Source organism: Cryobacterium sp. 10I5 (assembly GCF_035019865.1).
GTDB classification, from domain to species: Bacteria; Actinomycetota; Actinomycetes; order Actinomycetales; family Microbacteriaceae; genus Cryobacterium; species Cryobacterium breve_A.
The window spans coordinates 1-3428 of the sequence record NZ_JASJVI010000168.1; the positions used below are offsets into that span (position 1 = coordinate 1).

Sequence of the window (3428 nt, forward strand, 5' to 3'; positions counted from 1 at the left end):
TCTGAGCGCTACCGCACATGGCTCAGTGAACAACCCAAAGTCAGCGCTTGACAACAATAGGAGCATCAAATTCCGGCCCGGCGCTGATTGGGGACGCGTGTGGCTTGAAGGGCAATGAAGTAGCCAAGTGTCATACGGTCCTCGGCTGCAAGAGGCCACTTTCCCTCTATAAGGGTCTTCAGGACGGCGGCAGCGTCACCTTCAATGCCCGAAAGCGCCTTCTCAATAACGTCGGGACCGGCTTCGTGATTCTCAACTGTGTAGAAGTTATTCACGACAGTGGCGTCGCTGACGGACTGCGTGAAGCGAAGGTCTCCCGGCAACCGAACGGTGGTCACCCGGTCGAGTTCCGCGAATCCCTGCAGGTAGAACCTCGGTACCGTGTGGTGGCGTCGTGCAACTGGCTGAACTCGGTCGCTCACTTCAGAACCTCTCCCAAGATGTCATGTTGAATCGAGCGATTTCTCGGTCGGCCGGGGTCAACCGGTCCCAAAATCCCGGGCCCACGCAGCCTGCAGAACATCGCATTTAACTGCGGAGAGGTTCTGCTCTCGACGGCCGGTAGTCGCCGGCGCTCACCACCAGGCGCCGCTGGTCGTGGGTATGAATCTCGGGAATGAGTCTCGTCGGTAGTCCGGAAGTCTGCGGACGTACCCGTCCTCTTCCAGGCGATAGAGGTAGCTGGCGATTTGTTTGAACGCGTCGGGTTGGCCCATGTTCACACCGCGGCGAATGATGGCATTGTACGCATCACGGGTTCCGAACTCTTTGTCGCGGCCCGCGATCAAGTCAAAGTAGACGACGCATTGCCAGCGTATGAGCCGCACCGAAGGCGCAGTCGGGTTCTCGTTCATCTCGATGCGGTCCCTCAGAAAGTCACCGAAGTACGAAGTGATTGATGCGAGCGCTTCACTTCGGCCCCACCGTTCAACGGACGAGAAGAGGCTCCGAATCTTCTCCTGCTCAGGTCGACGCCGTTCCTCCCATTTCGTTTGGCGGGCAATCTTTTCCAGACGGATGCGTTCCCATTCTCTTGCGGCGCGCTCCCGTTGTTCTACGGCGCGGGCCCGCTCTGACTCGTTGTGTCGACGAAGGTTGTCGCTACGCGTATAGAGCCCGTCCAGCCAATTGCCGCCTAACCCTCTGCCATTCGTCGGTCTGAACTCTGCCAGTGGCCGAAGCTCAAGGATGGCGGCATCGAGCACGTCGCAAACTTGAACTTCCTCATCGCCATATCCATCGAGCGCGGCCTTGAACACGCGACCCCGGCCAACTGCGACAGCTATCAATTCCTGTTCGGGGTTAATGAACATGAGTGCAGAACCCAGCTCAACAACGACTTCGTGCGTGGGATTGACGGACACAGTGCCGTCGGGGCGGAGCTGTAGCTGCTTGCCGGTGTGACCAAACAGCCAAACGTCAGCAATATGCTGCCGACGATACGACTCATGCCGGTTCCGCCAAGCATCTGGGGTGATCGGGCTGTATTGAATTTCGAATGCAACACGGTCACCAGCGGGCCCCGTAAGCAGGACGTCCGCTCTGCGCTCCCCCAGCTCGTTCGTGTATTCCTCGCGCAGGACGTGCGAATTCGGAAACTCTCGTCGCAGCCATTCTTCAACAAGAGCACAACCCTGCGAATGAAATATCGACTCCCGCGAGTGGCCCCCGCCGTCCGACATATGTTGGAGACCGTCCCGCTTCTTTGCACGGTGCGCGGTCGTAAGTTGAGCCCGACAGCCGGGCACGGGGCACACGACGAATTCCTTGACGAAGGCACGTGACTCGTGTGCGGTGTCTTCCGACAAAAACCACGGCGCGCCGGTGTCTGTGCGAACGCCCCAAACGAACCTCTCGTCACCGCTCTGGAAAGAAGCTAGTCGAGCTTTATGCTCATCGGCGAAAGGCACGGATTCCGGGGTCAACGGAGTATCCGATGAGCCAGAGGCGGCACTCTCAGTCATGTCCTCATCTTGCCGCTGACCAGTGACATTGCCAGGTTTCGCGCGCCGGTATCGACATCAAGATCGTAGGAGACTCTGTAAACGCACTCCCAGTGCTCTGCATGAGCGGGCAGGCACTCGTTCGCGAATCCCGGGCTGTATCTTCGTATTCATGGCCGACGAGGTGCGTTACCCGAGCAGAGCCGAATGTGCCGCCGTTGTCGACATCGTTTGGGGGAAAGTCGGCGATACGAAGTTCGAAGGCGTCGATGACGGTCGTTTGGTAGCACTACAGCCAACTTGGGGCATTGGCGTTCAAGCGATCCGCCAGGCGCGCGCGTATTTTGCCCTGACCGCCGGAGGTGATTTCGAACGGGAGGGATGGGTGAATGTCCGGGTGGCACTTGAGCATGCCTTGTCCGCGCAATGGGTTCTCCATCGACGCGGAGCCCTCAGCGTCCTGCAGCGGCACATCCATCACAATCTCAAGGCCGAGACCGAGAGGCTTGCCGATTGGATCGGGGACCAGTCTCTCAAGGAGAAGGCAGCTCTCATTGACGTCCCTGACGGCGACCCATTCCCCGGTTTCACAAGAATGGCTGAGCAGCTGGTCAACACGGAGACCCTTACTGTCCCGTACGCTCGACTCTCCCTAGCCACACACGTGCGCGCAGATACAAGCCTCGTCTACCAACGGACAGGGGAGGATGGCCACCTACAGTTTTTCCTAGATCCGCAAGGGGTGAGCCCATTACCGGGTCCCTTCACTGCGGCAATGGCTGCAACGTTGGCTGGCTACGTGATCTTCGAACTCTGTGGAGACGAGGACGCTCTTCGAGCGCTGGCGGAAATTACCGAGGCGCTGCAACTACCGTTCGATATCAGGGATGAGTTCCCTGCAGCGATAAGGCGTGACGAGGCGTTCAGCGCAGCTGACAATGATTAGTCGAAAGTCGCCTGAGTATCGTTAGGCAGGCTCTCGCACACCTCGACCCTGATGGGATCAAGTGGCCAGTCGACTGCGAAGACTCGGTTGAAGCTGATGGCATATGAAATAGATCCGTCTTGGAGACTCAGGGAAGTGAGACAGATTTCTCCGAGAACGGGTTCGGCCTCACTCCGGGACATCTGAATAGATTTCAGAAGAGAACTCAGCTCATAGCTCTCAGCGCGGTCACGGTCTCGTGCCGCCAGGAGTTCGGCCCGAATGGCGTCTGAATGGGGCGTGCGTGGGATCTCCCTCATTATTAGGCATGCCGCGAGATAAGCGGTCTTCACCGCTGCAAGGTGAGCAGCCTTTCCGTCCGGGTTCGGGTACGTGACCTCGAACTGGCCGCTTCGGATTATGTCCTCGACAGCGGGGTCCGACCGGCCGAAGGGTAACAGCACGACCTCGTCGTCCGGGGTGACCCCTCTCTGTCAACCTTGGGTAAGGCACCGGGATCGTCCCGAATAGTGTCGTAGAGGGCGGGGAAGGATTTCCCC

3 protein-coding genes are annotated in these 3428 nt (G+C 58.7%); 1 reads left to right on the plus strand and 2 read right to left on the minus strand.

Going from position 1 to position 3428, the window contains the following annotated elements:
* Positions 1 to 65: 65 nt before the first annotated feature.
* Complete coding sequence (locus QN350_RS19360; RefSeq protein WP_322139466.1) at positions 66 to 422, minus strand: DUF4238 domain-containing protein; 357 nt, start codon at positions 420 to 422, stop codon at positions 66 to 68.
* A gap of 153 nt (positions 423 to 575) precedes the next feature.
* Complete coding sequence (locus QN350_RS19365; protein WP_322139465.1) at positions 576 to 1925, minus strand: competence protein CoiA family protein; 1350 nt, start codon at positions 1923 to 1925, stop codon at positions 576 to 578.
* Between the two features lie 190 nt (positions 1926 to 2115).
* Between QN350_RS19365 and QN350_RS19370 the strand changes: the two genes are divergently transcribed.
* On the plus strand, positions 2116 to 2889 hold the full coding sequence (locus QN350_RS19370; protein WP_322139464.1) for a hypothetical protein: 774 nt from the start codon (positions 2116 to 2118) through the stop codon (positions 2887 to 2889).
* The last annotated feature ends 539 nt before the right edge of the window (positions 2890 to 3428 follow it).

Bases quoted from the DNA above. Each gene is read 5' to 3' on its own strand.
- QN350_RS19370 (WP_322139464.1), top strand. From the start codon at position 2,116: ATGGCCGACGAGGTGCGTTACCCGAGCAGAGCCGAATGTGCCGCCGTT.